Origin of the sequence: Mycobacterium sp. NPDC049093 (genome assembly GCF_040704635.1) — a bacterium.
Classification (GTDB): domain Bacteria; phylum Actinomycetota; class Actinomycetes; order Mycobacteriales; family Mycobacteriaceae; genus Mycobacterium.
Genome location: NZ_JBEZJS010000010.1, coordinates 171442 through 195307 on the forward strand (window position 1 = coordinate 171442; position 23866 = coordinate 195307).

General features: G+C 66.9%; 22 protein-coding genes. 7 read left to right on the plus strand and 15 right to left on the minus strand.

The window, feature by feature from the left end; all coding sequences use genetic code 11:
• Positions 1-4: 4 nt before the first annotated feature.
• The gene (locus AB0876_RS31135) at positions 5-934 is read right to left on the minus strand and encodes a DUF7159 family protein (RefSeq protein ID WP_526043828.1); all 930 of its coding nucleotides are present in this window, start codon (positions 932-934) and stop codon (positions 5-7) included.
• A 174-nt stretch (positions 935-1108) separates the two neighbouring features.
• On the opposite strand from AB0876_RS31135, the gene AB0876_RS31140 reads away from it, so the two are divergent.
• Together AB0876_RS31140 and AB0876_RS31145 are read left to right on the plus strand one after the other, a co-directional pair.
• Entirely contained in the window at positions 1109-1963 is an 855-nt protein-coding gene (locus AB0876_RS31140) for an SDR family oxidoreductase (RefSeq protein WP_526043875.1), read from the plus strand.
• Positions 1956-3221 carry a spinster family MFS transporter gene (locus AB0876_RS31145; RefSeq protein WP_526043829.1) on the plus strand — a complete coding sequence of 422 codons (1266 nt, stop codon included), beginning with the start codon at positions 1956-1958 and terminating at the stop codon, positions 3219-3221. The genes AB0876_RS31140 and AB0876_RS31145 overlap by 8 nt, the downstream gene beginning before the upstream one ends.
• Here the strand turns inward: AB0876_RS31145 and AB0876_RS31150 are convergent.
• Together AB0876_RS31150 and AB0876_RS31155 are read right to left on the minus strand one after the other, a co-directional pair.
• On the minus strand, positions 3218-3613 hold the full coding sequence (locus AB0876_RS31150; protein WP_526043876.1) for a DUF4267 domain-containing protein: 396 nt from the start codon (positions 3611-3613) through the stop codon (positions 3218-3220). The two genes, AB0876_RS31145 and AB0876_RS31150, sit on opposite strands and share 4 nt — an antisense overlap.
• On the minus strand, positions 3610-3765 hold the full coding sequence (locus AB0876_RS31155) for a hypothetical protein (RefSeq protein ID WP_463793627.1): 156 nt from the start codon (positions 3763-3765) through the stop codon (positions 3610-3612). Before AB0876_RS31155 ends, AB0876_RS31150 begins: the two co-directional genes overlap by 4 nt.
• Positions 3766-3972: 207 nt before the next feature.
• Between AB0876_RS31155 and aceA the strand changes: the two genes are divergently transcribed.
• The gene (aceA, locus tag AB0876_RS31160; protein WP_491840840.1) at positions 3973-6252 is read left to right on the plus strand and encodes an isocitrate lyase ICL2; all 2280 of its coding nucleotides are present in this window, start codon (positions 3973-3975) and stop codon (positions 6250-6252) included.
• A 17-nt stretch (positions 6253-6269) separates the two neighbouring features.
• Here aceA and AB0876_RS31165 read toward each other — a convergent pair whose 3' ends face one another.
• The 4 genes from AB0876_RS31165 to AB0876_RS31180 are packed head-to-tail and all read right to left on the minus strand — an operon-like array spanning position 6270 to position 10118.
• The gene (locus tag AB0876_RS31165; RefSeq protein WP_526043830.1) at positions 6270-7040 is read right to left on the minus strand and encodes an SDR family NAD(P)-dependent oxidoreductase; all 771 of its coding nucleotides are present in this window, start codon (positions 7038-7040) and stop codon (positions 6270-6272) included.
• Positions 7027-8100 carry a DUF7064 domain-containing protein gene (locus AB0876_RS31170; RefSeq protein WP_526043831.1) on the minus strand — a complete coding sequence of 358 codons (1074 nt, stop codon included), beginning with the start codon at positions 8098-8100 and terminating at the stop codon, positions 7027-7029. The genes AB0876_RS31165 and AB0876_RS31170 overlap by 14 nt, the downstream gene beginning before the upstream one ends.
• Positions 8090-9241, minus strand: coding sequence for a sulfotransferase family protein (locus AB0876_RS31175; RefSeq protein ID WP_491840837.1), 1152 nt, complete (start codon positions 9239-9241; stop codon positions 8090-8092). Before AB0876_RS31175 ends, AB0876_RS31170 begins: the two co-directional genes overlap by 11 nt.
• A gap of 1 nt (position 9242) precedes the next feature.
• Complete coding sequence (locus tag AB0876_RS31180; RefSeq protein WP_491840836.1) at positions 9243-10118, minus strand: SDR family NAD(P)-dependent oxidoreductase; 876 nt, start codon at positions 10116-10118, stop codon at positions 9243-9245.
• Between the two features lie 122 nt (positions 10119-10240).
• On the opposite strand from AB0876_RS31180, the gene AB0876_RS31185 reads away from it, so the two are divergent.
• Positions 10241-11194, plus strand: coding sequence for a LysR family transcriptional regulator (locus AB0876_RS31185; RefSeq protein ID WP_491840978.1), 954 nt, complete (start codon positions 10241-10243; stop codon positions 11192-11194).
• Between the two features lie 23 nt (positions 11195-11217).
• On the opposite strand, the gene AB0876_RS31190 is transcribed toward AB0876_RS31185, so the two are convergent.
• The 3 genes from AB0876_RS31190 to AB0876_RS31200 form a co-directional block, all read right to left on the minus strand.
• Positions 11218-12615, minus strand: coding sequence for an HNH endonuclease signature motif containing protein (locus tag AB0876_RS31190; protein ID WP_491840835.1), 1398 nt, complete (start codon positions 12613-12615; stop codon positions 11218-11220).
• Between the two features lie 85 nt (positions 12616-12700).
• Positions 12701-14002, minus strand: coding sequence for an acyltransferase family protein (locus tag AB0876_RS31195; protein ID WP_491840834.1), 1302 nt, complete (start codon positions 14000-14002; stop codon positions 12701-12703).
• A 4-nt stretch (positions 14003-14006) separates the two neighbouring features.
• A complete protein-coding gene (locus AB0876_RS31200; protein ID WP_526043832.1) occupies positions 14007-15251 on the minus strand; it encodes a hypothetical protein in 1245 nt (414 codons plus the stop codon).
• Between the two features lie 169 nt (positions 15252-15420).
• On the opposite strand from AB0876_RS31200, the gene AB0876_RS31205 reads away from it, so the two are divergent.
• Entirely contained in the window at positions 15421-16068 is a 648-nt protein-coding gene (locus AB0876_RS31205) for a VldE C-terminal domain-containing protein (RefSeq protein WP_463793770.1), read from the plus strand.
• 64 nt (positions 16069-16132) lie between these two features.
• Positions 16133-16771, plus strand: coding sequence for a TetR/AcrR family transcriptional regulator (locus tag AB0876_RS31210; RefSeq protein ID WP_463793618.1), 639 nt, complete (start codon positions 16133-16135; stop codon positions 16769-16771).
• Position 16772: 1 nt separating this feature from the next.
• On the opposite strand, the gene AB0876_RS31215 is transcribed toward AB0876_RS31210, so the two are convergent.
• From AB0876_RS31215 to AB0876_RS31235, 5 genes are all read right to left on the minus strand, one after another.
• Positions 16773-17093 (minus strand): DUF732 domain-containing protein, encoded by a 321-nt coding sequence (locus AB0876_RS31215; protein WP_491840832.1) that lies wholly within the window; start codon positions 17091-17093, stop codon positions 16773-16775.
• Positions 17094-17158: 65 nt separating this feature from the next.
• Positions 17159-19159 (minus strand): serine/threonine-protein kinase, encoded by a 2001-nt coding sequence (locus AB0876_RS31220; protein ID WP_491840831.1) that lies wholly within the window; start codon positions 19157-19159, stop codon positions 17159-17161.
• Between the two features lies 1 nt (position 19160).
• Positions 19161-20102 (minus strand): glutamate ABC transporter substrate-binding protein, encoded by a 942-nt coding sequence (locus AB0876_RS31225; protein WP_491840830.1) that lies wholly within the window; start codon positions 20100-20102, stop codon positions 19161-19163.
• Entirely contained in the window at positions 20102-21409 is a 1308-nt protein-coding gene (locus AB0876_RS31230) for a GlnX family signal transduction membrane protein (protein WP_491840829.1), read from the minus strand. Before AB0876_RS31230 ends, AB0876_RS31225 begins: the two co-directional genes overlap by 1 nt.
• Positions 21410-21478: 69 nt before the next feature.
• Positions 21479-22843, minus strand: coding sequence for a flavin monoamine oxidase family protein (locus tag AB0876_RS31235; protein WP_526043833.1), 1365 nt, complete (start codon positions 22841-22843; stop codon positions 21479-21481).
• Between the two features lie 429 nt (positions 22844-23272).
• On the opposite strand from AB0876_RS31235, the gene AB0876_RS31240 reads away from it, so the two are divergent.
• Entirely contained in the window at positions 23273-23845 is a 573-nt protein-coding gene (locus AB0876_RS31240; protein WP_491840827.1) for a VldE C-terminal domain-containing protein, read from the plus strand.
• Positions 23846-23866: the final 21 nt, after the last annotated feature.

The following is a 23866-nucleotide window of genomic DNA, read 5'->3' on the forward strand; positions in this document are numbered from 1 at the left end:
GGCCCTACGGCATCGCGCCGAGGAACCACAGGCCTGCCGGCGCCGGGCTCGGTTGGGGCACCGGGCTCGGTTGGACAGCCGGGCTCGGTTGGACGGCCGGAAGCGCCGCGGGAAATACGGGTCCGGGCAACGGGTCGGCCGCGATGTGCGGTTCGGCAGCTGGTAGAGCAGCGGGTGCGGGTAGGTGTGGCTGCGCGGCCGGAAGGTGCGGGAGGGCTGCCGGAACGACGTGGGGCACAGCGGTTTCGACCACTGAGACCGGTTCGGCGATCGGCGCCCGCTCGGCGCGTTCGGCCGCCTGGATCGAGACGTCCGGCTCGGCAGGCGACTCCGCCACCGACCGGGGAACGTCCCGCGGGGTGATGACGGTGACGAGTTGCGGCTCCGCAGCCGCGGTGACGCCGGAGTCAGCGGCGGCCGGATCCGGCACCGGTTCGACGAATTGCGAGCCGACGGTGAGTAGTCCCACCGCGACCGCCGCGGCAGTCGCGGCCATCGCCCGCACCGCGTTGTGCCTGCGTGGCGACACGGTCCGGGGCGCGGCGAGCCTCGGCGTCCTGGCGACCGCGTCGGTCGCGACCGCCAGCGCGGCAGCCCGGGCGGCGGTGCCGGATTGTCCCGGGACCATCCGCACGTCGTCGAACCCGGCGGCGGCGAGCAGCTCGAAGAGCTCGGCCACCGGGTCGTCCTCGCCGTGATCGGAGACGACGCCGGCCGCACATACGCCGATCGCCACCACCTTCTGACCACTGGCAGCCGCGATGGCCTGTGCACTGCGGGCAGCGGCCGCCGCTCGGCCGGCCAGGTCACCGGCGACGTCGACGTCGAAGGCATCGGCATCGAGCGGGGTGAGGTCTGCGGTGGGGCTGTCGCCGTCGACGAGTGCCCAGGCGATGCCGTGTGAAGTCACCGACAGCCCCAGCACTGTCTTCACCCTGCGCCCTCGATTCTTCTCGTATGACCGGCACCCGGCCGCGACGAGCGTATGACGGGTCGCAGGCATCGGCATCCGGGAGAAGGGGTCGGTAACCGGCTGGGCACCGAGAATTCACCCGGATGCTATTTTGGCCGCCGAACCAGCCCGAATCCGGGCGGCAAGGAGGCGATCATCGGCACATACGCGGTCACCGGATCCGCATCCGGCATGGGCTTGCAGGCGGCCCGACGGCTCCAGGATCTCGGGCACACCGTGATCGGTGTGGACCTCAAAGAAGGCGATGTGGTTGCCGACCTGTCCACGCCGCAGGGACGGCGGGCGGCTGCCGACGGCGTCCTGGCGGCGTGCGGCGGAGTGCTCGACGGGGCGGTGCTGGCCGCCGGGCTCGGCCCGGGCCCAGGCGCTGACCGCAACCGGTTGATCGCCGAGGTCAACTTCCTGGGCGTGGTCGAACTCCTCGAGGCCTGGCAGCCCGCACTGGCCAATGCGGACCGCGCCAAAGTCGTGGTGATTTCCAGCAATTCGACGACAACGGTGCCGGTGGTCCCCCGCCGGACCATCCGGGCGTTGTCGGCGCGCGACACCGACCGGGCGGTCCGCTCGCTGCGTCTGCTGGGCCGCAATGGGTCGGCCATCATGTACGCGGCGTCCAAGATCGCGGTGAGTCGCTGGCTGCGGGTCAATGCGGTCTCCGCGGAATGGGCCGGTGCAGGTATCCGCCTGAACGCGTTGGCCCCCGGCGCCATCCTGACTCCACTTCTGCAGGCCCAACTCGCCGATCCGCGCGAGGGTGCCGCCGTGCGGAAGTTCCCGGTACCGATCGGCGGATACGGCGACGCGGGCCATCTCGCTGACTGGATGTGTTTCATGCTGTCAGACTCGGCCGATTTCCTCTGCGGCAGTGTGATTTTCGTCGACGGCGGCTCCGACGCCTTCTTCCGCCCCCAGGAGTGGCCCACGGCGGTGCCGCTGCGCCGTCTGCCGCGATATCTGTGGCGGTTCGCCCGCGGCGTACGACATGGGTGATACGGGCCCGGCCCACGGGCGGCGGCGAGCGTGGGCCGCGGTCGCGCTGCTGACCCTGGTCGGAACCCTCAACTACGTCGACCGGTTCCTGCCCTCGGTGCTGGCCGAACCGATCAAACACGAACTTGCCCTGTCGGACACCGCGATCGGGGTGATCAACGGGTTCGGCTTCCTGATCGTGTACGCGGTCCTCGGCGTCGCGGTGGCCCGGGTTGCCGACCGCGGAGCGTTCGGCGCGGTGATCGCCGGGTGTCTGACACTGTGGGGCACCATGACCATGCTCGGCGGTGCCGTGCAGTCCGGCTTTCAGCTCGCGCTCACCCGGGTGGGCGTCGCGGTCGGCGAGGCAGGTAGCACCCCGGCCGCACATGCCTATGTGGCCCGCAACTTCCCCCCGGAGCGTCGCGCGGCACCCCTGGCGGTCATCACGTTCTCGATTCCGCTGGCCAGCGGCGCCAGCCTGATCGGCGGCGGTCTGTTGGCCGAAAACCTGGGGTGGCGAACGGCTTTCGTGGCGATCGGCGCGTTCAGCGTGGTGTTCGCCCCACTGGTGTTGTTGATCGTCGGAGCCCGCCAGTCACTGCCGGTTGCGGAACACCAGGAGCAGGACGTGACCGACAGGTGGTGGGGGCTGCTGCGCAAGCGCAGCTTCCTGGCCGTCATCGGTGGGACCGCATTTGTCTCGGCCGCCGGTTACTCGCTGACCACGTTCTCGCCGGCCTTCCTGATGCGGACGCGTTCCATGTCACTCAGTGAGGTCGGGTGGGAGTACGGCCTGGCCACCGGGCTGGCCGGGGTGCTCGGGCTGCTGATCGTGGGCCGGCTGGCCGATCGGCTGGCGGTGCGCGACCCGCGCTGGCTGCTGTGGATCGTCGTGGCGACGACGGCGTTGCTCCTGCCGGCTTCTGTGTTGGCGTTCACCGTCGAAAGCCGCCTGGCGTGCGTGTGGTTCCTGGCACTCAGCTACGTCATCGGCACGGCATACCTGGCGCCGTCCATTGCCGCCATCCACCGCCTGGTACTGCCGGCGCAACGGGCCACCGCGTCGGCGATCTTCCTGTTCTTCAACGCCATTCTCGGGTCCATCGGCCCGTTCGTCACCGGACTGATCAGTGACGCCCTGACCACCGATCTCGGCGTGCACGCGCTGGGCCGGGCGCTGTTGATCCTGGTTCCCGTGTTGCAACTGCTGGCCATGGGCTGTTATCTCGTCGCCGCCCGCTGGTACCGCAGCGACCTCATCGAGACGAACAACTAGTCCGTCGGGGTGCCCTCGGCACGCGCCCGGCGTCGGGTGGCGCCCCACAGCCCGACGGCGATGCCGACGACCGCTCCCCCGAGCCCGATGATCTGCTGTGACCGGGGCAGCTGGTCGTGTACCGCCACCCCGCCGAGCAGGTCTGCGGCGTCAGCGCCGCCGGAGGCCAAAAACCAGCCGCGGGTGTCCCTGCCGCGCAGTCCCGCCGTCAACAGCAGTCCGCCGATCAGCGCGTCGCGATATCCCATCGACCGCCACATCAGCTGCGCAGTTGCATCTGGTGTCTCCCGGGCACCCCACCACCGGTCGGCCCGCTTCGGGTCGACGAGGAACGAGACTCCCGACACGAATCGGATGGCACCGGCGGCCAGCGCGGCCCAGTCGGCCATCAGCGTTTCTTCTTCGGATCGATGACCGTCGGCGGTCCGTCGGGATGGAGCGCACCTCCCTCGTTGAGCCAGTCGGCGATCTCTGCGGCATCTTCACGCGTGACTGGTCGACGCCTACTGAACAGCGATTTCACCTTTTTGGTCAGCTTCGGCATACCCCGATGGTAGGGCGGAATCGAGACGACTACCGCGGCTTGGCGAAGCCTGCGAAACCGCTTGTCAAACTGGCTGGAATACAGAGCTTTTCGAAGCTGCCCGGACGTGGGGGCCGGCCGCCATGGCGACGATTTTTCCGCAACCGGTCCCTCGAATCGTCTCCACCGCGATAATCGAGGAAGCCGAGCTCGAAGAGGAGCAAACCCATGGCCACCATCGAAGCCAACGCAGAGACGTCACCGTTCCGGGAGGACGTCGAGGCCACGCAGGTCTACATCGACAGTCCTCGGTTCGCCGGTATCACCCGCCTGTATTCGGCGCGTCAGGTCGCCGAGCAGCGAGGCACGATCCCGTCGGACTATCCGGTGGCCCGTGAGGCCGCCACCGCGTTCTTTCCCTATCTTCGCGATCTGTTCGCCCAGAAGCTGAGCATCACCACCTTCGGGCCGTACTCGCCGGGTCAGGCAGTCGCGATGAAACGGATGGGGATCAGAGGGATCTACCTGGGTGGATGGGCCACCTCGGCCAAGGGATCCATCAGCGAGGACCCCGGGCCCGACCTCGCCAGCTACCCGCTGAGCCAGGTGCCCGACGAGGCGGCCGGGCTGGTCCGGGCACTGCTGACCGCCGACCGCAATCAGCAGTATCTGCGGCTGCGGATGACCCCCGAGCAGCGCGCAGCCACCCCGGCCGTCGACTACCGGCCGTTCATCATCGCCGATGCCGACACCGGTCACGGCGGCGATCCGCATGTGCGCAACCTGATCCGCCGCTTCGTCGAGTCCGGGGTGCCGGGTTACCACATCGAAGATCAGCGTCCCGGTACCAAGAAGTGCGGCCACCAGGGCGGCAAGGTGCTGGTGCCCTCGGATGAGCAGATCAAACGGCTCAACACCGCCCGGTTCCAGCTGGACATCATGCGAGTGCCCGGCATCATCGTCGCCCGCACCGACGCCGAGGCCGCCAATTTGATCGACAGCCGCGCCGACGAGCGTGATCAGCCTTTCCTGCTGGGGGCGACGAACCTGACGGTGCCGACGTACAAGTCGTGTTTCCTGGCCATGGTGCGCCGGTTCTACGATCTCGGCGTCACCGAACTCAACGGGCATCTGCTCTATGCGCTGCCCGCCGGCGAATATGCGACCGCCGAGGCCTGGCTGGAACGCGAGGGCCTCACGAACACCATCGCCGAAGCCGTCAAGGCTCACGTTGCCGGTGATTCGGTGGACGCCATGTTCGACAAGGTCGAGTCGGCGTTCGTCGAGGCGTGGCAGGCCGATGCCGGGCTGAACACGTACGGCGAGGCGGTCGCCGAGCTGCTGGAGTTCCGGGAAGGTGAGGGTGAGCCGGCCGCGATGAGCGCCGCCGACTGGCGTGACTTCGCCGCGCGGGCGTCGTTGTACACGGCGCAGGAGAAGGCACGCGAACTGGGCGCGGACGTGGCCTGGGACTGCGAGCGGGTCAAGACCCCCGAGGGCTACTACCAGGTGCGCGGCGGCATTCCGTACGCCATCGCGAAGTCGCTGGCGGCCGCGCCGTTCGCCGACATCCTGTGGATGGAGACCAAGACCGCCGACCTGGCCGACGCCAAGCAGTTCGCCGACGCCATCCACGCCGAGTTCCCCGATCAGATGCTGGCCTACAACCTGTCACCGTCGTTCAACTGGGACACCACCGGCATGACCGATGACGAGATGCGGGCGTTCCCTGCGGAACTCGGCAAGATGGGGTTCGTCTTCAACTTCATCACCTACGGTGGCCATCAGGTCGACGGCGTGGCATGTGAGGAGTTCGCGACCTCCCTGCAGCAGGAGGGCATGCTGGCGCTGGCGCGGCTGCAACGCAAGATGCGGCTGGTCGAATCCCCTTACCGCACACCGCAGACACTCGTCGGCGGTCCGCGCAGCGACGCGGCGCTGGCCGCCTCTTCGGGCCGTACTGCCACCACCAAGGCGATGGGCGCCGGCTCCACGCAGCACCAGCATCTGGTGCAGACCGAGGTGCCCAAGAAGCTCCTCGAGGAGTGGCTGGCGATGTGGGGCGATTACTACAAGATCGGCGAGAACCTGCGGGTGCAGCTGCGGCCCCGCCGCGCCGGATCGGACGTCCTCGACCTCGGCATCTACGGCGACGGTGACGAGCCGCTCGCCAACGTCGTCGTCGATCCCATCAAGGATCGGCATGGCCGCAACATCCTGACGGTGCGCGACCAGAACACCTTCGCCGAGAAGCTGCGCAAGAAGCGTCTGATGGACCTCATTCACGTGTGGCTGATCCATCGGTTCAAGCCGGAGATCGTCTACTACGTGACGCCGACGGAGGACAACGTCTATCAGACCGAGAAGATGAAGGCGCACGGTATCTTCAGCGATGTGTACCAGGAGGTCGGCGAGATCATCGTGGCCGACGTGAACCAGGCCCGTATCGATGAACTGCTGGCACCTGATCGTGAGGCGCTCGGACGGTTGATCCGCAAGGAGGACTAGGGCTTCGGCGGTTCAGCTCACTGCCGCATGTGTGATGCACCGCCGATGTACCAGGTCTGTCCGTTGATCCATTCGGCCTCGTCGGACAGCAGGAACGCGGTGACAGCGGCCAGGTCGGCCGGCCTGCCCAGGCGGGTGACCTTGGCGGCCATCAGGAACATCTGCTGTATCTGTTGATCGTTCTGCCGTTCCTGGGTCTCCCCCATGACCAGGCCCGGCATCACGGCGTTGCTGCGAATCCCCTTGGCCCCGTAGTTGTTCGCCACGTGCCGGGTCAGCTGATTGACCGCGGCCTTGGAGGCGTTGTACGCCACGTGCATGGGGTCGGTGCCGAGCGATCCTCCCGATGAGGTGTTGACGATGCTGCCGCCGCCGAGTTCGAGCAGATGCGGCAGCACCGCCCGGATGGTGCGGACGAAGCCGAGCAGGTTGACATCGAGGGTGCGATGCCACACCTCGAGCGGGGTGTCCAGGATCGTGGTGTCACGCCCGAGATTGTGCTCCGACAGGTCGGCGCCGACGTTGTCCAGCCCGTGGACCGCGCCGAACTCGGCGATCGCGGCGTCGACGAGGTGTCGTACGGATTCGTCGTCGGCCAGGTCGAATTCGACCGCGATCGCCGCGCCGCCCGACGCGGTGATGGTCTCGACGGTGGCTTTCGCGCCCTGCATGTTGACGTCGCCGACGACCACCGACGCGCCCTCTGCGGCCAGCCGTTTGGCGGTGCCGGCTCCGATGCCCGTTGCTCCCCCGGCGACGATGAACGTCTTGCCCTCAAGCCCGAGCATCGAGAGCGATCTTCTCGATCGGGTTGGACCGTTCGAGCATGCCGAAGGTCTCCTCACCGTCCCACCGGTAGCGCACCCCGGCCTGTTGCAGGGCCGGGAAGTTCGGGTTCTCCTTCTTCATCTCGCGCACCGAGAACGTGTTGTCGTTGTGGTGGATGTCGTGGGTCGAGAAGACCGTCTCCCCCTCGATGTGCACCCGGCCCTCTGCGGTTTCCAACACCACCGATACGTCCTCACCCAGCGCCTGCAGCTTCGTCAGCCACGGTGCCTCCACGGCACGTGCCGGCATCAGATCACCGTCGCCGGTGAAGAGATACCCCTCGTTGAAGGTGGGCTGCCCGTCATCGCGCGGCGGGTAGGCGATATAGCCGAACGCCTTGCCGCTGGGGAAAATCGCCGACTGCCAGGCATGCCCCCAGAAGCTGCCCAGCTTGCGCACGCCCTGCCTGCGGATCCGCAGACCGCTGCCGGTGAAGTCCTGACTGTCCCCGTTGATGGTCACCGATCCGCGCGCCCGGAACAGCTGCTCATAGCGGGGGCCGCCGATCAGGTCGCCCTCCACCGAGTTCTTGATCCGGTCCCCTGCTGCCTTCTGCAGTGAGCCCTGGATCCACGGAGGCACAGCCATGTTCGCCTCGACGTGGAACGCCACATCTACCAGGGGGCCATCGGAGGTGCCCGCCACCAGATCGGCCGACGACGTCTCGACGGCCTTACCTTCGTACGTCATCGTCCAGGTCTGGAACGGCTCGACGCAGCGGAAGGCCAGCCCACCCGCGCCGAGAACCGTCGGCCTGCCGTCGGGGCCCTCGGCCGGCAACGAGGGCGCCCCGTCGCGCAGGCGGTAGACCCGCCCGTCGGGGAACGCCAGATTGATCTGCATCTCATGGTTGTCCCAGTTCGCCGCGACCGCCTCGATGCCGATGCGGGGCAACCCGATCTTGCCGCGGTCGTCGACAGTCCAAAAGCTCACGGAATCCCGCATTTCCGGGTTGTCCGGACGCTGCGCGAAGACGAATTCGCGGGACGGGTCGATTCCGCCGGTGAGGTCAATTGCCATGCGGGTTCCTGTTCTCGTGAGTGGTCCAACGGGCGGCGTGTTCGGCATACCGGGCGAAGCGGGGCCGCACCTGATCCAGGTCGAGGTCGAACATCGCCGGGTCGGCGTGGGAGCTGGGCTCGCGTTCGGCGGCGGCATCAGTCCACCAGCTGTCCATCCGCTCGGCGAATTCGTCGGTCACGTGCTGTCCGAGCCAGGAGTACAGGGCGGTGACCTCGCCGATCGGGTCGGCCTGCATGGCCCGAAAATCGATGTCGTAGAACCGGTCCCTGTTGCCTTCGGCACGAAACGCCAGCGCACGGTCCATGCCGAGCGACCAGTGCTCGACGTTGAGCCTACCGATGTAGGGCCGGTCGATCTCGTCGGTGAACGTGCCGATGATGTCGGCATACAGGTCAGCCACCGAGAGAATGACGTCGGTCGGATCCCGGTGCGTCATCACGAACCTGGCGTCCGGGAACGCCTGGCCCACCGCCTCCAGCCACAGCACGTGGGACGGACACTTCAGCCGCCAGGGCCGCTCGGGTTCGCCCCACTGCAACAGCTTCATCACCCGGCGCTGATACTGCAGAGTCGTTGCCAGATCGGCCTTTTCCACGAGCCAGGTGGAGTACGTGGGCACCTGGGCGAAGGATTGGAACAGGTGCGACTTGAAGTCCAGGGCCATCAACTCGTGGCATTCCATGGGACCGTGCGTCGCTGCCGGGACGTGATGCCGCGTACCGACCATCTCTCCCTTGTCGGGGGGAATTCGGGGGTCGTCGCCCCGCACCGTCGACGGCGGTGGGCAAGGCTGCGAGGATTCCCACCGGCGCAGGTAGCGCACGTCAGGGTCCTGGGCGAGCAACATCGACAGGGCTGTGGAACCCGTGCGCGGCAATCCTATTCCGACGACGGGAGCCACGATGGGCACCTCGTCGATCTCCGGGTGGCGGCGGTACCAGTCTTCGACCTGCAGTCGCTGGGCGAGATACCCGGCGATCCTCGGATAGAGAAACGCCTCCCCGCGCGCGTTGAGGCGAGCCTCGGTCTCCAGCGACGCCAACAGGATCGTCAGGCCCTCCTCGAAGGAGTCGTCACCGAAGTCCGTCAGCCCCGTCTGCTCGATCGCACTGGCCTTGAGGTCGGTGGTCGTCGGCATCTCAGTTCATCCACTGGCCGCCGGCGACGTCGATCGTCTGCCCGCACAGGTAATCGGCTGCTTCCGACGCCAGGAACGCCACCATGTTGGCCGCCTCCTCCGGCAGCGATGCCCGGCCGAGTTGCACCTGGGTGGTGATGGCCTCCAGGATCGCGCCGCGACCCGCGAAGTGGGCCGGGGTCTTCGGATCGAGCAGGTACTCCATCATCTCCGGTTTGATCATGATGCCCGGCGCCACCCCGAGCACATTCACTCCCCGTGGCGCGACTTCATGGGCGAGGTTTCGGGTGAACCCGACAACGCCCGACTTGCACGCGTTGTACACCACCAAACCACGCTGCTGGATGCGGCCGCCGACCGAGCCGATGTTGATGATCTTGCCCGACCCTTGTGGCAGTAGGAATTCCAACGCGGCATGAGCGCCGTACATCATCATGGTCAGACTGCCCAGCACCGTGTGGTCGATGTCGGCCTTCGTGTGTTTCTCGAACGGGCCACCGACCACCATCACCGGATTGTTGACCATGATGTCCAAGCCGCCCAGCTGCTCGTGTGCGATGTGAATCGCGTCGTGCACCTGATCCCAGTCGGACATGTCGGCCTTCACCGGGTACGCCTTGACTCCCCACCGCTGCTCGATCTCGTCTGCGCGGCGTTGAACCTTCTCGAAAGTGCGCCCGATCAATGCGACATCGGCCCCGAGCCCGGCCAGGCGGTTGGCGATCGCCTGGCCCAGCCCGTCACCGCCCGCGCCGGTGACAAACGCCTTCTTGCCCGAAAGGTCCATCAACTCGGTGACGCGCTTGTCGATGATGTGTCGGGGCAGGCTGTCGAGATTCAGGGCGGCGATGGCGTCGGCATCGTCTTGGACCGTCATGGGGTTGGCTCCTCTCACCATGGCTTCGAGAGAAACGCTAGGGCCGTGGCGGAGCGCAGAGGTAATACCGATTTCGGCATCCAGTCATGCCGATATTCGATGGCTGGTATATCTCGATGGGTATGGACACCCACCGGCTCAAGTACTTCCTGCGCATCGCCGAGGAGCGGTCGATCACGCGCGCGGCCGGACTGCTCGGTATCGCCCAACCGGCCTTGAGCCGCCAACTGCAACTGCTCGAGGAAGACCTCGGCGTCGCGCTGTTCACCCGCACCCGGCGCGGTGTCGAGCTGACCGAGGCAGGCGAGCGACTTCGCGCCTCGACCGCGGGGCCGCTGCGCCAATTGGAGTTGGCCGTCCAGTACGCCGGGACACCGTTGGCCCGACTCGACCGGACGCTGCGCCTCGGCCTGCCGGAGTCGACGGTCGATGTCTTGACCGCACCCCTGCTCGGAAGCCTGGCTGCGGTATTTCCCGAAGCCACCTTCTCGGTGACCGTCGGCAGTACGGACTATCTGGTCGAGGGCATGCTCAAGGGCGCGGTCGACATCGCACTCGTCAACCCAGTCCCCGATGACCGGGTTTTCTATCGAGAGTTGTTGTCAGAAGGACTGTTCCTGGTCGGCGGACCCGAATCGGACCTCGCCGCCGCGCGCGGCGTTGGGTTCGGCGATGTCGTCGGATTGCCGCTTGTGGTGCCGCGGTCGTCGTCGGGAGTCGGTATGGCACTGCAGAATGCGGCGTTGCGAGCCAAGGTCCAATTCAGTCACCGGATCACGACCGATTCGCTTCCGGTGATGAAGAATGTGATCGAGGCGGGTTTGGTCTACGGAGTCCTGCCGCTGTCAGCGTGCCGTCGCGAAATCGACGACGGGCGTTTGCGATTCGCACCGGTTGAGGACGCGACGCTCACTCAACGGCTCGGCGTCGCCGCGACGGCACAGCTCGATCTGCCACGCGAGCTCAGTGTGAAGATCGGTGACACCATCCGCGAGGAGGTCGCGGCCCTGGTCAGGTCCGGTACCTGGGCGGCAGACTTGATGGCCACCCGGCCGTGGAATCCGATGCACGGGTGACGGGTTGAACCCCGATCCCACGGTTAGGGGTCGGCCTCCCGATCTTCTTCCGGTGGATGGAACAGGTCTTCGGGGTGCCAGTAGTGGTTGGTGCGGTCTTGGCCGGTGTCCAGCAGCGGCGGTGGGATCCATTCGACGCGACCGTCATCGCGGATGCGGGTGTGCCAACCCTTGTCGTGGACGAGCCGATTGCTCTTGGGGCAAGCCAGGGTGAGGTCGGCAATATCAGTTAATCCACCTTGGCTGAAGTCCTTTCGGCCGTGGTGGACCTGGCAACGATCGGTGGAGCACGTACAGCCGGGCCGGGTGCAGCCGCGGTCACGGTTGTGCAGCACGATCCGCTGCCCGGGGGTGGCGACGCGCTTGGACCGGCCCAGATAGAGCGGGACCTGGCGGTGATTTTCGTAGATCACCAGGTAATGGTGGGCGTGGGCGGCCATCCGGATGACATCGCCGATCGGCAATTCGGTGCCGGTGGTGGCCAGTCCGATGCCGGTCCTGGTTTCCAGTTCCCGCAAAGTTGTGGATACCACGATGGATACCGGTAGCCCGTTGTGCTCGCCCAGTTCCCCCGAGGACAGCACGTTACGGCCCATGGCGACCAGCGCATCGTGATAGCGTTCGGCGGCGGTGCGGGTGTCGGATGCAATGGCCTCGGCGGTGGGAGTGCCGGTGGTGCAGGGGTATTCGTCGGCGGGATTGCACATGCCCGGGCCGCCGTAGCGCGACAGGATCGGGAGGATGGTGGCGCGGGCTTCGGGGGTGAGTCGGCCACGGATTTCGCTGGTGCCATCGGCTTGTTGAGCCCCGATGACGATCTCACCGTGGCGACGGCATTCGGCGTCGATAGGCTCGGTGCCGTCCTGGTTGAGCAGGAACGCGATCCGATCAGCGCACTGTTTCAGGATCTCCGGACTGTTGCCGCTGGCGATGCGGGCCAGATCAGCCTCGATCTGGGCGTGGGTAGCCGCATCGAGCGGCACAGGCGGTTTGGCGAAGAACTTCTTGATCACCGCCACGTGCTCGGCGTTGATCGCACCGGCAGCCTGGGCGTCGGAGGTGGCCGGCAGTGCCGGCGCCAGCGACTCCCCGGTGACAGTGGTGTGCGGGCCCAGGACAGCGGCTTCGGTGACGCGGCGTTTGGCTTCCTTGGTGCTGATGCGCAGCCGGATGGCCATCACATCGGCCCAGCTTTTCGCACCGATCTCGGCCGGGGTGGTGCGGGTTTGGATCTCGGCCAACAGGGCGTGGTCCACCGCGGGCAAGCACCTGAGATGGTGTTCACGGCGGGACTGTAGCTCCAGAAGCTCGGGCAGGCTCAGCCCCTGATAGTGGAGGGCAGCCAGTTTCGCGCAGGCGGTGTCGTACTCGTCGTAGGCAGCCATCACCGACTCTCGATCAGAGATGGCCTTCGCAAGCATGTTCGAATTCTATCGCTGTCAACCGACAGCCGAAGAAGTTATCCACAACGCTCGATTCATCCACAGATATTGCCCCACAGGAGAATTAGGCCTTGACAACCCACCCTGCACTGGCTCGCGCAGCGACGCATGCGAGGGCGAATCCGCCGAGCGCCGACCAGCCCAGCACACCGTCGAGCCCGTTCTTGGCCATCAGCGTCAACGCGGCGCCGGCCACGCACAGCAGCACACCGGTCAGCACCGACCGCGCGCCCCGAATCTGAACGCGGCTGTCCCACCACGGCAACGGGCGATGCTCCAGCGGCGACAGCAGCCGGAAGGCGACCGCCATAAGAACAGCGAAAACCACTGCGCGCAGCGCCAGGTGGGCCCAGAAGCCAGGAGCATACGGATTGAAAGCGTCGAGACCGACGGCGTGCAGGCTGAACGCGGCGATCGCGATCACTGGGATGTGCCACAGGTACAGCGTCATGGCACCGCCGTTCCCCGTCGCCACCACGCGCCAGACCCGGGGCCTGGCCGCCCAGCGCCGGATCGGATTCGCAGCGGCGATGAACAGGCACGACATCCAGATGCAGTGCAGTGCCAGCAGCAGCGTCGGCGGCGACACGTTCGACACCCGCTCCGTTCCAGTGACAACCAGGGAGACGTCGTAAATGCCCGTGAGAGCGACGATTACCTGCGCGCTGAAAGCGACGACCGCGATCACCAGCGCCCGCAGCGCACAGATCAGGTGCCGCGCGTAGGCCACCCCGATAACGACCGGGATCAGCCAGACGACGATCAGGTTGGCGGTGCCGGCCTCCGGCGTACCGACTGCGAACCGGATGGCATCCACCACCCCGGACGCCGCGAGCAGTCCGGCGACCACCCACGCCAGCGCCCGGCCGGTGGTCAAGCGCATCAGCGCCGGAACGAACGCAAGCGCCACCAGATAGACGCCCAGAAACCACAGCAGCGCCACGCATTCGCGCCCGAGGGCTGATGCGGATGCGGCACCCATCGTCGCGCGCACCACGAGGAGGACGACCGTCCACATGGCCAGGTACCACAACACCGGCCGGCACAGTCGCTGGGCGCGGGCGAGCAGCCATTCACCCCAGGGTCGTCCGTCGCGCCAGCTGTAAGCACCCGCGGCCCCACCAGCCATGAAGAACAGCGGCATCACCTGCAGCACCCAGGTGACCGGGGCCAGCGCGGGCAAGGCGCCGAGGATGTTGCCGACCCGCACACCACTGGAGTCGATGGTCGCCAGCAGCAGTGCGCAGTGCCCGAATATCACCACGAGCAGGGCGCCCAGACGTGCCACATCGACGGCGCGGTCGCGTTCTGGTTTGGTGTCGTGGGTTGCGGCGTCTACCGACGGCACCACATCAGGGCTTGCCATGGGTTCAGTCTGCCGGGCAAGAGGGCGGTGAGGGATGCGTAGTCCTACCTTGTTTTCCCGGCCGTCGCCTTCGTGGCCACAGCATCAGGCCCGCCGCGAGCAGCAACGCCGGGGGCACGGCCCACACCACAAACCACGCCGACCGCCCCGAGCCCGCATTCAGTGTCACCTCATTCGGGGGTACCGTGCGCGCCCACGCGATGAACGCATCAGCCACGGGGAGAACACCGAACAGATAGCGCGTGGTGCGAATACCCACCGGCAGCCCGACCAGCTCGACCTGCCGAGTCAGCCGGCCGGCCAGGTCTCGGTCGCCGTTGGCTTGCGCCGCCGCCAATCCGACGGCCGAGGCACTCAGGCTCACTCCGAAGATCAATGGGCCACTGTCGACGTCTGCGTCGCCGTCGGTGCCGGACGGGTACTCCAGAATTCCGGCCAGGCCGGCCTTGTTGGTGACGAACCTGTCTGAAAACCGCTGCCACTGATCGTCTTTGATTCCGACCACGTCATCAACCGAGGGCCAGAAGGTCTGGACGATGGCTTGTGAAGACCCTCGTGGTCCGGTGAGCGCGTGGGCGCGGGCATCGACCTGGTGCGGCAGCAGGCCCGTGTCCGGATCGGCGGCGGCCAACGCCCGCTCGCGCCAGTCGGCCAGATCCTGGCGCCACGGCAGATCGAGCAGTGAGATCGCCTGGGCGAGCGCTCCCGCTGCCACGACCGAATCACACGGCCAGAATTGCCCCGGATAGCTGGCAGGGAATGGTGAATCCGTTTGCCCCAGAGCTGAATGCACGACACCGGCCCGGTCCCGCACTGCTGCACGGTCGGCATCGGAGCCCGAAGCCCGTGCGATGGCGGCAGCCAACGCAAGTGACCAGCCCGCTGCGAACATTCCGTGCTCCGGGACCATTCCGCTGCCGAATACCGCGACAGATTCCGGGGCTTCGATGGCTGCCAGCCGGGTCCTGGCCCGGGCCAGATAACCGGCGGATCGCGGGTCTGCGCCGAGCCGCGCGGCGACCTGAGCCTCCGCCAGACCGGTCAGCACCCTGGTGAAGTATTCGCCCTCCGGGAAGAGGCCCTGCATTTCGGTGTCACGGCCTGAATCCAGGGCTGAGTCGAGGAATCCGAGTTGACGTTCCGCCCGGTCAGGCAGGGGCCCGAACCCGATGTAGAGCACATGGACCAGGGACAGCAGTCCGAGCACCACCACCAGCGTCGCGGCCACCATCCGCGCCCGTGTGAGCATCCTGGCAGTGTAGGAGCCTGGATCGACGCTGCCACCGCGCAGCTACGTCGACATCAAGCTTCCCGACCGGCCCGGGTATCCCTATCCGACCGAGGGCGTGGGCTGAGAGCTGACGAACGGTAGGCGTACGGATGGCGAAGATTGCCCGCCGCGGCGCTGACAGCAGTAGATTGCTGCCGTGGGGAAACGACGGTTGGCCGGCGGCCGGGGACGCTTGCTGGCGCTTGCCGCCTCCGTCACCCTCGCTGCGGGCATGGTGTACGCGCAGAACGCCGCGCCGGAGTGTTGTGCAGAGGTCCCAGCTGCGGCACCGCCCACCAGCCAGCAACCGGCACCGGTCGCCGCGCAGGCCGAGTTGGTGGCGGCCAGTGCGCCCGTCGTAGCCCGCGATTTCCAGTTCTCCCTGCCGAAGGGCCCGGCGCCTGAGAGCGGGCTCCAGGTCAAGACGATCTGGGTGGCCCGTGCCATCGCCGTGATGTTCCCCGAGATCACCACCATCGGCGGATATCGCCAGGATGCGCTGAAGTGGCATCCCAACGGTCTCGCGATCGACGTGATGATCCCGAACTATCACTCCAAAGAAGGCATCGCCCTCGGCAATCAGATCGCCGGATTCGCATTGGCCAACGCCAAGCGCTGGGGGGTGCTGCACGTGATCTGGCGGCAGGGCCTCTATCCGGGAATCGGCGCGCCCCATTGGACCGCCGACTACGGCAACGAGACCCTCAACCACTTCGATCACGTCCACATCGCCACCGATGGTGGCGGCTATGCCACGGGCCACGAGACCTACTTCCTGGGTTCGATGTCGAAATAGCTGCGCCCCGAATCGGCCAACTAGATCCGTAGTCAAAAAGTCGGCGGCAGGTAGGGTGCTGTCGATGAAGCGCGTACAGGTGGTGCGCGGCTACGGCGGCGTCAGTGCGGCCGACCGCCGCACTGAACGGCGGGGCAAGCTGCTCGCCGCCGGACGACAGATCTGGGGCGAGTCGGGGATCACCGAGGTCACCGTACGTGCGGTCTGCAGCGCTGCCGGGCTCACGTCACGCTACTTCTACGAGCAATTCGAAACCCGAGACGCGTTGCTGTATGCCATTTCTGACGATGTGCGCGATCAGTTACTGACCGCACTGGTCAACGCCGGTGTCGGCGATCCGGGCACGCTGACCGACAAACTCCGCTCGGCCCTCACCGCATTCCTGAACATCATCGCGGCCGACCCGCACATCCACCGCATCGCCACCGGCGACGTCAGCAGCGTCGCCGGGCTGACAGAACATCGCACCCACATCCTGGAGATGATCACCGGCCTGATCGTCCAACTCGCCCCCGACGTACTGACCACGGCCGCTCCGGATCCGTCCGCGCTGCGCCGCGGGGCACAGTTCATGGTCGGCGGCGTGAACCAGATCATCGAAGCCTGGCTGGAGGATCCCACCGAAACGCCGGAGAAACTCGCGGCCGAATGCGCCGACCTCTGCGTCGCCGTGGTGCACGGGGTCACGCGGTCGGACGACTGATTCAGGTGCCCGGCGCCACCGCGACATCCGGACAGAAGTTGTGCAACGCCGCGGACACCACGAGCCTGGCCTTATCGAACGGATAGGCCGACCGGGCCTCGGCGATCTGCATCGCCAGATCATCGGGACGCATCGACGGATCTTCGTGTGCCGTCAGGCATGCCTGCTGTCCGAGCTGTAGCAGAACGTCACGGTTGGCATCGGAGACCGGCAGCCCGACCGCGGAGACCTCGGCGAGAAAGCCCTGATCATCGGCGAGTGCTGCCGGGGCCGAGACGAGCGCGGCCGCAACTGCCACCACGGGGATCATCAGCGTCTTCATGCCCGTCACTGTGGCAGATCCGGTTCGGGATCCAAGGGACCCGCGCCGCCAACAGGGCCGTGCGCTCACATCCAACTCGGCGGCCGGATCGAATTCGCCACGTCCACAAGGCGGTAGCGGTGACGCCGCCGCGGCGAGTGCCGGGCGAGTTCCCGCAGCACCTCCTCGACACCGACGCGTAGACCCCGGTTCTCGAAGGGATGGTCGAGAAGCGGTTCGTCGGAGGCCTTCACAGCGCCCGAGCGGAGCCAGTCGAGGGCGATACCGAGGACGAACGCACGGATCTGCAGTACGCGTGGCTCGGTCTCGGGCAGTCCGCCCACCCGCCGCGCGGCATCGCGCAAGTCCGCCTCGGTGATCTCCGCGCCGGGCCGCCCGTCGAGCCGCAGGACCACCGACGTGAGTTGGGCTTCACCGTAATGGCGTGAGGTCACCGGGACCTGGTCGAGCACTTCGATTGCGCCGGCGCGGTCACCGTGGCCGGCGAGCACCCGGGCCAGACCGAACGCCGCACTCACCATGGCATGGTCGGTACGCCACAAGGTTCGGTAGTCCCGTTCGGCCAACTGCCACAACCGTTCCGCATCCGGTACGTCATCTGTATCGATCAGTAGTTCGGCCGTCGCGGCGGCCGCCAACTTGGGTGCCGCTTCACCGGGAAGCAATGCGACGACACGCTCGAAGCAGGCCAGGGCCGCCTCCAGATCACCGGCCCGCAGGCCGTCGATCCCGTCGTCCCATTCGATTTGCCAGTCCTCGTCGGACTCCTCGACCGGCACCGGCCTCGGCAGGGCATCCGCGACGTCGCGGCCGCGCAGCGCAACGGTGCGCCGCCGGCCGTCGACGAACACGTCGGTGCCCCGCAACGCCAGGTCGGCGCCGAATGTGGCAGGCGGCGGGCCGAAGAGCGTCGATGTTCGCGGACACGGTGAACCCGTCTGCTCGGCGAGGATTTCGTGCAGCACGCCCCGGCACTGGTCGGCCATCTCGTCCACCGACGAGAACCGCTGCGCGGGCCGGGGGTTGGTGGCACGGACCAACAGCCGGTAGAAGGACTCGTACCGTTCGAACAGCGGTATCTCGTCGCGGCTGGGCAGTGCCTCGGCGTAGCGGTCGTTGGACAGGTCGACGGTCAGCTTGGCCAGCGTGCGGCCGACCGTGTAGACGTCGGTGGCGACAGTGGGCCCGGTCCGGACGATCTCAGGGGCCTGAAATCCTTTGGTGCCGTATATGTATCCGAACTCCTCGACGCCGGAGACCGCACCCATGTCGATCAACTCGATATTGTCCTCGGTGAGCATGATGTTCTCCGGCTTGAGATCGTTGTAGACCAGGCCGAGGGAGTGCAGGTAGGACAGCGACGGCATGACGTCGAGCAGATAGCCGAGCGCCTGCTCCACCGGCATCATCTGTCGGGCTTCTCCGCCCGAGGAAGGCTGCTGCTTCGCCAGGATGGCTTCAAGGGTCGTTCCGCCGATGTACTCCATCACGATGTAACCGACCGGCCGGCCGTCGAAGCCAGGATGTTCGACGAAGTTGTAGATCTTGACGATGCCGGGGTGATTCACCATCGCGAGGAATTGGCGTTCGGCGACAGCGATCTCCTGCGCCTGCTGCTCGCCGGGTTGGAGCAACCCCTTCAGCACCACCCAGCGGTCGCTGACATTGCGGTCGATCGCCAGATAGATCCAGCCGACACCCCCGTGCGCGATGCAGCCCTGGACGTCGTACTGACCTGCCACCAACTCGCCGGTCTCCAGCTGCGGTGAGAACGAGAACACCGTGCCGCACTGCGGACACACCCCATCGCTGGGGCCCGGGCGGCCGGCACTCCCCCGCCCCACCGGACGCCCGCAGCCCGGGCACACCCGTTTCGACTCGGCGACAACAGGATTGGTGAGAATGGCACCGGCAGGTTCGATGTCCTCCCGAACTGGGATCTCGACCAGGCCGTCGCCCACGCGCCGGCGGCCGGTGCGCAGCCGAGGACGGGTTGTCGCCCCCTCGGCCTTGACCGGTGCCGATTCGGTCACCAGGACGGCCCGCGTGCCCTCTTGCCCTGCCATGTCAGTCCCGATACCTCGGCTCCGGCGGATGTGGCGCAGCGCCGAGAACGTTGAGCCACTTGCGATACAGCGACAACCAGGTCCCGTCGCGCCTTATCCGTTCCAAGGTGCCGTTGACCGCCCGGACCAGATCCTCGCGGGACTTGTTCACCCCGATGCCGTAGGGCTCGGCCTCCAGGCTGGGGCCGGCCAGGTGCAGGTTGGGATCCTGGACCGCCATGCCGGCCAGTATCGAATCGTCGGTACTGACCGCGTCGGTCTGCCCCTGCTGCAGCGCCACCAGGCAATCGTCCCAATTCTGAACGGCGAGCAGGGTCGCTTCGGGTGCCACCCGCGCGACGGTGGCCAGCGAAGTGGTGTCCACCTGTGAACAAACCCGTTTCCCGGCCAGATCTCCCGGCCCCTCGATCGGCGAATCCTTCGGCACCAGCAACCGCTGATGCGCATCGAGATACACCGTCGAGAAGGCGATCTCCTCTGCACGAGCACACGTGATCGTCATCGCCTTCACGACGATGTCGACGGTGCCGTCCTGCACCGCGCTGATGCGCTCGGGCGAGGTCAGCAGGCGGAACTCCACCTTGCCTGGATCATCGAGCAGATCGCGGGCAACCTCGCGTGCGATGTCGACGTCGAAGCCCTGCAGCTCACCCGAAACCGGATCGCGAAAACTCATCAGGTTGGTGCTCTGGTCGATGCCGACCACCAGTCGGCCTCGCTGCCGGATCGCCTGAACCGCCGGGCCGGACACTGTCGATGGGCGCAAACTCGCTGTGGCATCGCAACTCTCGACCGGCACCCCGGGCACCTGTGACACCACGGCGGCACCGCTGGGCAGCGGTACCGTGGTGAGCGAAGCGGAGACCCGGACAAGTGGCTGAGCCGTGGCGCATCCCCCCACCACGGTCGCGGCGAGGAGGACAAGTCCGGCGACGGCCCGCATCAGTGGTACTCGCTCAGTCTCGGCGCGACACCGGTGGCAACCGCAAGTGCGGCCAGAACACTGATCGCTGCGGCGCCGGCGGGAAGCGCACTCAGCGCCGCGTAGGCGCGGGTGATCCCGTCGCGCTGCCGATCGCGCAAGCGGCCGATGTCGGCTCCCAGAGCCGCATCGAGCCTGCCGAACTGGGCCGTGGAGTGCTGCGGCCCGCCGTCCCGCGCGATCGCCACGGCCCCGGCGTAATCACCGCGGCCCAACAGTGTCCTGGCCTCGGCGTGCGATGCCTTCCAGCCCCGCAGTGCTTCTTGTGCCCCGTCGGCGGGGTGCTGGTCGAGAATCCGGCCGACATCGGTGGTGCGCTGTTCGAATCGGACGTCGGAGAGCGGGTCGGACCCGCGTTTGAGCAGTCCTAGGATCTCGTCGGCGCGGGCCTGCTGGACCAGAATCCGGGCAGTCACCGCCGATTCCAATGGCTCGCTGCCCTCGGTGCGAGCGCTGTTGACCGCATGCGTCACCACCAGCCCGGCTACTGCCAACCACACCGCGAGCACAATCATCAACACCGAGGCCACCACCAGACCCGGGTTGAGGCGGCGATGACTGCGCCTGGCGAGAAAAACCTGCGCCACCACCAACAACGCCACCACGAGCGCGGCTGCCGCGATCAACACCCACGGGGTGGCAGCCGACCGTCCCGATGCCGTGGCGGCCTCGGCCTGCGTCCGGTACAGCCGCTCGGCATCGGGCAGGATGGACTCCTGAAGCAGCGTGGACGATTCGCTGAGGTACCCGACGCCGATCGGGCGGCCCCCGCGGTTGGTCGCCCGGGCAGTCGCCATCATGCCGGTGTACACCGCCAGCTGGTTGGACAGGTCGGTGAGCAACGTCAGCGATCGGATGTCGTTGGGCGACACCCCATTCGATGCGGTGACCAGACCGGCCGACGCCTCCCCTACGGACGCGTCGTAACGCTCACGGATCTCGCGCGGTTCGACACCACCGGCCAGAAACGCGGTGGCCGCGGTGGTGTTGGCCGACGACAGCGCACTGTAGATCCGTTGCGCGGCATCGGCCAGCGGCTCGGTGTGCGACCGCAGGGTCTCCAGTTCGCGTTGCCGGCTGGACTCCATCACCGACGCCGCCACGCCCACAATCAGAATCGCCACCACCAGGACGACGGCCAGCACCGCTATCCGGCCCGGTGTGGCCCGCAGGAAATCGACGATCGGCCGATCTAGTTCCTCGGCGTCGGCAAGCACGGACTCGCCGAGTGTGAGTGTCTGCCGACTCTCCGGCTCACCGCTGTGCACTCGACATCACCTCGCCGCAGGCTGGTCCGAATTGCACGGTAACCCCCGCCAACGCGCTACGCGGGGTTATTACGCGGCCGCCACGCTCTCAGCGGCCATCACCTCCGCGGCCGCGCGCTCACCCGAGCGAACCGCGCCGTCGATCCACCCGCACATGATGGCCGAACTCTCCGTGCCGGCCCAGTGAATGCGCCCGCACGGCTCTCGGAGGGCATGGCCGAATTCGGTCAGCACACCCGGCGGCGCGTGGCTGATCATCCCGCCACCCGAGTAACGCTCCACGGTCCAGTTCTGTTCGTGGTAACTGATCGGAGAGGCGGCCTTCGGACCGAACCGGTCGATCAACTCGCCGATCACCACGGATTTGCGTTCCGCCGCATCGAGTAGCCCGAGCCGCCGGGCGGCAGGCCCTTCGGTGATGACGCACATGATCCCCGGGGTGCCGGTGTCGGTACACGCGTCGATGGTCAGCGTCGCCGGACTCCCGGGAGCCGCGGACTGCCCGCACAGTCCGTCGGCCCGCCAGAACGCCGTGTCGTAGACGACCGAGATCTTGAAGACCGCACCGCTGGGCATCCGTTGATGGAGAAACATCCGGTCGACGGGAAGCATTGGCTCATAGGTGATCTGGCTCGCCACAGCCAACGGGACAGCGACGATCGCCTGCCGCGCCCGGACTGTCATGCCGTCGGCATGGACCGTCACGCCGTCGTTCTCCTGCGTGATGAGGTGAACCGGTCGCGAAAGATGCAGCGCCTCACCCAGTTCGGTGGCCATCGGCCCGTAGACGGCCCCCATGCCACCACGCACCCGTGCATCCTGGGCCCCGCCCCGATTGGAGATGACGAAGCCGGGCCCGCCGCCAGACCCCATCTGGTGCAGCGCCCACAACAACGACACCTCGGATCCCGCCGAGGTGTAGATGCCGGCCAGCGCCATGTCGAGCATCTCGCGCGCCTGCTTGGAGCGCATATGACGGTTGATCCACTCGCCCAGGCTGATCCGGTCCCACTCGACCGCCTTCTTCGCCTCCCACGGGGCGTCGAAGGGAATCGTCTTGCACATCAGCTCCACCTCGAGCAGTCCGGCTCCGAGGTTGGCGATCGCCCACGGACTCATCGCCCACGGAATCGTGCCGGAATAGCGGTGTTGCTTGCCGTCCATGACCATCATCGCGCTGCCGTCGACGTACTCCTTGTATTCCTCGACACCGAACTCGTCCATCAGCGCTTTGATGCGGTCCTGTCCCGGTCCGATCCAGGCACCACCCCGGTCGATCCAGGTGCCGTCGGGCAGCACCTCGGTGAAGGTGCGGCCGCCGACCCGGTCGCGTGCCTCGAGCAGCGCCACGGAGCGGCCCGACTGCTTCAGCCGCCGGGCCGCGGTCAGGCCCGCGAACCCCGCACCCACTACGCAACAGTCGACATCTGTCATGGGTCGCCCTCCCCGTTTTCGACGGGCCAGATTCGCTCAAATTACGCCGTCGTCAGCGGCTCCGGAGGCACTGTTGACCGACAGGTGTGGTAAATGCCATAAATTTTGCCGCTCTGGGCACAGGTCACTCCGATCGAGACGGGCTATCGCCAGTTCTAACGTCGAATCCACCCCCTGCGATCTGCACAGCAGGATGACTGTGCAATGATGCTTGACCTGCAAATTCACGGGGGTTGGCCCTATGTTCGCCTCCAGCTCACCCCACGCCGGGGCGCGTCAAGCAATAGTTGACGTCTGACCGCCGAACTTGTTGCCATCGACAGCACCAGAGAACTTCGCGATTCCGGCGATCATCGACCCCGCCGGTAGGGTCCGGTCCTCGTGGGTAGACACCAGTTGAAAAAGGATCGGCGTCGCCGGTCTGCAGCCATGGCTGCGGTCGTCGTGCCTGCCGCCGCACTCATCGTCGTCGGCGCAGACACCGCGCCGGCCACCAAGGGCGACACCGAGGTCGTGCCGGCCGCGGCCGTCCAGCCCGCCGCCGCGCCTGCCGCCCCGGCGGTACCGGCCGAGCGCGCCGTGCGCCGGAACATGAGATTCCCCCTGCCCGCCGGCCGGGCCTCCGAAAAAGGCCTCCAAGTGGAGACCATCTTGGCCGCCCGCGCGGTCAGCGCCCGGTTCCCCCAGATTCTGAACATCGGCGGGGTCAGGGCCGATTCGATGAAGTGGCATCCGAACGGGCAGGCGATCGACGTGATGATCCCGAACTACGCCACCCCGGAAGGTAAAGCACTCGGAGACAAGATCGTGGCGTACGCCCTCGACAACGCCGATCGGTTCGGCGTGAACCACGTGATCTTCCGGCAGCAGATCTACTCCCGCGGCCGGGCTCCCAGAATGATGTCGGATCGCGGCGGCGCCACCGCCAACCACTTCGACCACGTTCACATCGCCACCAACGGTGGTGGATTCCCCACCGGGCACGAAACGTACCTGACGTAATTCCCGCGGCCCCCGCCCGAA

Coding starts and splice junctions, on each gene's coding strand:
- AB0876_RS31210 (WP_463793618.1), top strand. CDS start 16,133: ATGAAGCGCGTACAGGTGGTGCGCGGCTACGGCGGCGTCAGTGCGGCC.
- AB0876_RS31165 (WP_526043830.1), bottom strand. CDS start 7,040: ATGCTCGGGCTTGAGGGCAAGACGTTCATCGTCGCCGGGGGAGCAACG.
- AB0876_RS31170 (WP_526043831.1), bottom strand. CDS start 8,100: ATGGCAATTGACCTCACCGGCGGAATCGACCCGTCCCGCGAATTCGTC.
- AB0876_RS31185 (WP_491840978.1), top strand. CDS start 10,241: ATGGACACCCACCGGCTCAAGTACTTCCTGCGCATCGCCGAGGAGCGG.
- AB0876_RS31235 (WP_526043833.1), bottom strand. CDS start 22,843: ATGACAGATGTCGACTGTTGCGTAGTGGGTGCGGGGTTCGCGGGCCTG.
- aceA (WP_491840840.1), top strand. CDS start 3,973: ATGGCCACCATCGAAGCCAACGCAGAGACGTCACCGTTCCGGGAGGAC.
- AB0876_RS31155 (WP_463793627.1), bottom strand. CDS start 3,765: ATGCCGAAGCTGACCAAAAAGGTGAAATCGCTGTTCAGTAGGCGTCGA.
- AB0876_RS31200 (WP_526043832.1), bottom strand. CDS start 15,251: ATGCTCACACGGGCGCGGATGGTGGCCGCGACGCTGGTGGTGGTGCTC.
- AB0876_RS31180 (WP_491840836.1), bottom strand. CDS start 10,118: ATGACGGTCCAAGACGATGCCGACGCCATCGCCGCCCTGAATCTCGAC.
- AB0876_RS31240 (WP_491840827.1), top strand. CDS start 23,273: ATGGCTGCGGTCGTCGTGCCTGCCGCCGCACTCATCGTCGTCGGCGCA.
- AB0876_RS31195 (WP_491840834.1), bottom strand. CDS start 14,002: ATGGCAAGCCCTGATGTGGTGCCGTCGGTAGACGCCGCAACCCACGAC.
- AB0876_RS31225 (WP_491840830.1), bottom strand. CDS start 20,102: ATGCGGGCCGTCGCCGGACTTGTCCTCCTCGCCGCGACCGTGGTGGGG.
- AB0876_RS31190 (WP_491840835.1), bottom strand. CDS start 12,615: ATGCTTGCGAAGGCCATCTCTGATCGAGAGTCGGTGATGGCTGCCTAC.
- AB0876_RS31215 (WP_491840832.1), bottom strand. CDS start 17,093: ATGAAGACGCTGATGATCCCCGTGGTGGCAGTTGCGGCCGCGCTCGTC.
- AB0876_RS31220 (WP_491840831.1), bottom strand. CDS start 19,159: ATGGCAGGGCAAGAGGGCACGCGGGCCGTCCTGGTGACCGAATCGGCA.
- AB0876_RS31175 (WP_491840837.1), bottom strand. CDS start 9,241: ATGCCGACGACCACCGACCTCAAGGCCAGTGCGATCGAGCAGACGGGG.
- AB0876_RS31145 (WP_526043829.1), top strand. CDS start 1,956: ATGGGTGATACGGGCCCGGCCCACGGGCGGCGGCGAGCGTGGGCCGCG.